Source organism: Pedobacter sp. 01T416_2 (assembly GCF_056398925.1).
Genome location: NZ_JBFTQI010000409.1, coordinates 1 through 5,253 on the forward strand (window position 1 = coordinate 1; position 5,253 = coordinate 5,253).

Annotated in this window: 5 protein-coding genes; 2 read left to right on the forward strand and 3 right to left on the reverse strand. The window is 34.9% G+C overall.

All coding sequences use genetic code 11. The features are described 5' to 3' along the window. Nucleotides 1–83: 83 nt before the first annotated feature. From AC1DPQ_RS16680 to AC1DPQ_RS16690, 3 genes are read right to left on the reverse strand one after another with little or no spacing between them, the layout of a single operon-like run. A complete protein-coding gene (locus tag AC1DPQ_RS16680; protein ID WP_477610293.1) occupies nt 84–869 on the reverse strand; it encodes a polysaccharide deacetylase family protein in 786 nt (261 codons plus the stop codon). A gap of 1 nt (nt 870) precedes the next feature. Further along, the gene (locus tag AC1DPQ_RS16685) at nt 871–1,803 is read right to left on the reverse strand and encodes a glycosyltransferase family 2 protein (RefSeq protein ID WP_477579666.1); all 933 of its coding nucleotides are present in this window, start codon (nt 1,801–1,803) and stop codon (nt 871–873) included. After that, nucleotides 1,800–2,984, reverse strand: coding sequence for a glycosyltransferase family 87 protein (locus AC1DPQ_RS16690; protein WP_477579665.1), 1,185 nt, complete (start codon nt 2,982–2,984; stop codon nt 1,800–1,802). Before AC1DPQ_RS16690 ends, AC1DPQ_RS16685 begins: the two co-directional genes overlap by 4 nt. 798 nt (nt 2,985–3,782) lie before the next feature. Between AC1DPQ_RS16690 and AC1DPQ_RS16695 the strand changes: the two genes are divergently transcribed. Next, a complete protein-coding gene (locus tag AC1DPQ_RS16695; RefSeq protein ID WP_477579663.1) occupies nt 3,783–4,379 on the forward strand; it encodes an RNA polymerase sigma factor in 597 nt (198 codons plus the stop codon). A gap of 163 nt (nt 4,380–4,542) precedes the next feature. Continuing rightward, on the forward strand, nt 4,543–5,253 hold a 711-nt coding region (locus tag AC1DPQ_RS16700; protein WP_477610294.1), incomplete at its 3' end, for a FecR family protein.

A 5,253-nucleotide genomic window follows, 5' to 3' on the forward strand; every position in this document is an offset into this window, starting at 1 on the left:
GTGTTAGCGGAGGTATTGTTAATGCCTACAATGCACTTAAATTGGCCGAAACGTATAAATAGTTTTCAAATTACAATTGGCAGTTATGAGTTTGAAGAAATAGTACGGATAAATTCCTGAAAAGTACCAAAGGGATAATTTTTAGCCTTCATCCATGAAATAAGATCTTCTGTACGTTTTGCCATTTTTGTGCCCGTGTTTTTTCTTACATAAGCTGGGAAACCAAAGCGATCAAAATCTTCTAAATCAGTATATTCCCAGGGGTGGAAATAGATATTCAGGTATTTATCTTTTTTGTATGTCCAGCTGGCCAATGTTTTGTAAATGCCTAAAGGCAGATTGTGGAAAGACAGCCAAAACAGTGGAAACCTAATTAACGGGCTTACCGAAGCTGGAATCTGCAATACATTATTTTTGATGAAATGTGTTCTGGAGACATTAAAATTATTGTAGCGCCCTGGCAAATAGGTTGGATTAATGGAAGTATTATAAGTATATCCGGCTTTTTCAATTTCCTTTTCGTCAACAGGCATCATTCTCGCCATGCGGTAACCTGTAATTTCTTTGCCAGAGAGTTCTTCTAATTTTAGTTTGGATTGGAGAAGATGTTCGGGTTTAAAATCAGAATGATAATAACCATGCGAGGCAAGTTCGTGCCCCGTTTCGGTAATCCTTTTAATCAGATCCGGAATATTTTCGGCAAAAGTAACTGTACAAAAAAAAGTAGCTTTTACCTCATATTTATCCAAGATATCCAAAATGGTTATGGTGCCAGCCCTCGAAATAGCAATCTGCTCTTCGAAAGAAATATCTTTTCCATATTCAAAAGGCATATCAAACTCTTCGATATCAAAACTTAACAGTACCATTTTATTTTTGCTGAATATTGGTTGAACGGATAATGTAATTGGGGCGGTTTTTAGACTGCATAAACATTTTACCTACATATATGCCTATAATGCCTAAGATAATAAGCTGTAGCCCTCCAAAAAAGACGATAGTCATAATTACAGATGCCCAACCAGAAACCTCTACATGATTTACAAAAGCATAAATAATATAAGGTATGTACAGTACAGAGGCAAAAGAAAGGATGAAACCCAGGTATACTGCAGAATACAATGGTTTTATACTGAAAGAGGTAACACCGTGTAAGGCCAGCCTTAACATCTTTTTAAAGGTATACTTGCTATTTCCCGAAAAGCGTGCAGCAGGATTGTAACGAATGGCGAATTGCTTAAAACCAAGCCATTTTACCAAACCACGTAAAAAGGGCTCGTTTTCGTGAAAATTCCTAAAAACGCTAACAACCTTTTGATCAAGTAAGCGGAAATCGGCTGCACCTGGTTCGAGATCAATATCCGATAGCCAGTTTAAGGTTTTGTAGAATAGGTTTGATGAACTTCTTTTTCCTTTGGATAAATTTTTATCTTCTTCCCTGATGGTGTATACTACCTCAAAACCTTCCTGCCATTTCTGGAGCATTTCCGGAATCAGTTCCGGAGGATGTTGCATATCGCAATCCATAGAAATTACACAATCGCCAAAAGCATGGTCCATACCCGCCTTAACCGCCAATTGGTGGCCAAAATTTTTAGAGAATTCGAGAAAGAATATGTTATCTGCAGTTAAAGCATAATCCTTAATTTTTTCGAGCGTATAATCGGCACTTCCATCATCAACCAGAATAATTTCATAATCGTAGTTGATGGTCGAAAAAACTTTTTTAATACTTTCGGCTATTACAAAAATATTATCGGCTTCGTTGTAAGCAGGAATTACTATAGAAACTAGTTTATTCATTTATCGGCAATCAGATAAGACTCAAAATCTTCTTTCATCATTTGATAGACTATGGTTAGCCAAATGATAACGCAAGGTAGGGCTTTAAGCGAATATAGACGAATAAATTCTTTAACCGGCCTTGGGAAAATATCGGTTGGCGATAGGCTGGTTAATATAAATGCAAAAATAAATAAGGCTATTATCCATCCTTTTTTAGGGTTTTGCTGCACCATAAACCAAATGGCAACACCTGCAAAAGCGATAACATAGGTTGGCGATTCAGAACCGCTGCTAAATATAACAGTAAAAATAAGTGTCGATGCCAATAACATTAACCTAAAGCCGAGGTGTTTATATTGCTTAATCCGTAAATAGGGCAAGCCAAATAATACAAGACCAACCAGTAAAAATGGAGCATTGGGAATGTTTATGTTACCTGTTGCCCGTCTTACAATACCCATTATAGAAATATCCTGGAACGAAGTTAATGATGCATTTAAATCATTTTTATGGGCAAGGGAATGATACCAGTCGCTATATGATTGAATTACAAATGCCGGAGATGAAATAACCATCGGCAAAGCAAACAGTACCGCAAAAGCAATAAAACAGCCTATGATAAATTTTAGCTTGTTCTTGCTAAAAAAGAAAAATGCCAGTCCAACAATTCCGTATAGTTTAACCAAAGTACCAAAGGCGATAAAAAAGGCGGACTGTATTTCCTTCTTTTTAATAAGATAAGAAAAACTGAGTAAAATAATCCCTGTTAGGGCAATATTAAACTGAAAACTAAAGAGTGCAGTTAAGGCTTCGTGTGCACAGATCCAGGCAATAATAGTGCGTTTGTTTAATGATATCGGCAGACTGTAAATTCCCCAAAGCAAAATCAATACATTGGCCACGTTCCAAAGAACAGCACCTAAACCATCAGGCAACAGTGCAAAAGGTGCAATAAAGATTGAAAATAAAGGTCCGTAGTGGTTACTGTCTAAATATTCTGGATAGTTATTGTATAAATTTTGCAGATCTACAGTATGCCAATACACATATTTGAAAATCAGATAATTATTGTAAGAATGATGGTGATACTGTTTGTAACCCGCAACAATAGCCAATAGCAGATAAATGGCAATTACGCATTGCTTTTTTAGAAGAAATGAGAATAGTTTGTTAAGATTAGCTTTTTTTGAGTTATTCATTATGATTTTGTGCCGCAATATAACCATTTTAACAGTTTGCATAATCATCTACATCATCGGTGTGCTTTATTGACTTGGTTATTAGGTGTTTATGGTACGTATTTTTGGGTGGGTACTGGATGGACTAAAATTATGAACTATGGTGGATAGCCGTTATAATTGCACACCAGTTKGATATTAGAGATATCTAGTAAGCATCGTTTAGGAATGATCGCGCAAATCAGTACAATGGTGTTCTTGATCTTATACTGATTTTAATTTATGATATTTTCGATAACGCTAATTTTTTTCTTTCATTTAATCCTAACTTAATTTCCAATTAATACAGTCAATTTACTTTTGAATCATAAATATTTGGTTAGTATTTATAAGGTTTAGTTGATTAATAGAAGCCATGATGTTTTCATCATGGCTTTTTTTATTATATTATCAATCATTTTTCATTCCTTATTTAGCGGTTAAATAACTCCAATATCGCTTGATTTATTTAAAAATTACTGCATTTGAGTAGTTATGTACATAAAACCATATAGTTTTAAGGCTGAAGAGCTGTTTTTAAGGCGATTATTGTCAAATTGTATCCTGATTAGCAGAAATAATCAGATTTTTTTGTAGTCTTACCAAAAATTATAGATTCGGACCGAAGATGTAATTTGCAATCATTGTAGGTTAGGGGCTAATTTTTTAGCACTTATGGATTGTTTTTAAATTCAGTGTAATTAATGAACAAGACCTTTTTGCACTGCAAAAACACTTCATCAACCAAGAAAACCTGCTTTGAAAATATTATATTAGTATATGCAAAATAAGGAATTGGGAGAGGAACGGGATTTAATTCTCAAAATAGCTGTTGGCGATCAACAGGCCTTTCGCTTGATCTTTGATGCTTATAAAAATAAGGTTTTTTCTTACGCCAACCGCTACCTTAAATCTAAAGAAAGAGCTGAAGAGATTGTTCAGGAAACCTTCCTTAAAATTTGGTTAAAAAGGGAAAATCTGAATGCCATTGAAAACTTTGGTGGCTACATCCGAAGAATTGCCGTTAACCTTACTTTAGATTTGCTTAGGGCTATTGCCGCTGAAAACAAAACATCAGACTTACAGAAAGTTGTGTGGAGCGAGCAGGACACAGGGACTGAAGATGCCATTATGCGGAAAGATGCGCAAAGCTACGTTGATCAATTATTGGCTAAACTCCCTAAGCAACAAGGATTGGTTTACCGGATGTGCCATATTGAAGGGATGAAACAAAAAGAAGTTGCAGAAATACTTCATATTGCACCCGCTACTGTTAAGGTTCATTTAAGAGAAGCCTTAAAAACGTTACGTACCCTGGTTGGTGAAAATAATGCTGTACCACTCATCTCTTTCGTTTTTCTGGGACTATTAAAATAAGCGCTCCATCAATTCTATTGGATTTTGCTAAGATTTAAGTTGTTTTCTTAGTATTAGATTGTTTTTTAAAAAAAAAACTTTTTTTTGACTACCTCTTTTTGTGTTTCACAAACGTCAACTATTAAAACGAACAAAATAATATCTTTTCTATATCGCCATTTGTATGAAAAATGAAGAAATAAGTGAACTTCTGGAGAAGTATGCTCAAAATACGATCTCCGAAGAAGAAAAGAGCGTTTTATTTAATCATCTTAACGCCTCAAGCAATGTTGAATTTGAAAAACGCTTAATGGAAAATGATTGGGATTTATTTCAATCAAACGAAACTATAACAGAAAGTAAGGCCAATAAAATTTTTAATGAAATTGTGGGCGGGGAAGAAAAGAAGTCGTTTAAATTAAATTTTGGCTGGATAGGTTGGGCCGCTATATTATTAATTGCAGGTTTTTCTACTTTCTATTTTTTAAAGCCTGCAACACAAAAAATAACAGCTAAAGCCAATATAGCAGTTGTTAATGTAGTAGCAGACATAGAGCATAAAAAAATAGTATTACCTGATGGGAGTACAGTGATATTAAATAATGGTGCGGTTTTGCTGTATCCCCAACACTTTGATGGCAATACCAGAGAAGTTACACTTAAAGGAGAAGGATATTTTGATATTGTTCATGATTCGGCCAAGCCCTTTATCGTTTATGCAGGAAAAGTTAAAACAACTGTTTTGGGTACCGCTTTTAATATTAAAGCTATTGACGGACAGAAGGTTGTGGTAACAGTAACGCGTGGAAAAGTAAGTGTGCAAGATCATCAAAAGCTTTTAGGCGTACTTACACCTAACCAACAGCTAACCTTTGATGAGAAAAGAAAAATGCCA

Coding starts and splice junctions, on each gene's coding strand:
- AC1DPQ_RS16680 (WP_477610293.1), bottom strand. CDS start 869: ATGGTACTGTTAAGTTTTGATATCGAAGAGTTTGATATGCCTTTTGAA.
- AC1DPQ_RS16685 (WP_477579666.1), bottom strand. CDS start 1,803: ATGAATAAACTAGTTTCTATAGTAATTCCTGCTTACAACGAAGCCGAT.
- AC1DPQ_RS16690 (WP_477579665.1), bottom strand. CDS start 2,984: ATGAATAACTCAAAAAAAGCTAATCTTAACAAACTATTCTCATTTCTT.
- AC1DPQ_RS16695 (WP_477579663.1), top strand. CDS start 3,783: ATGCAAAATAAGGAATTGGGAGAGGAACGGGATTTAATTCTCAAAATA.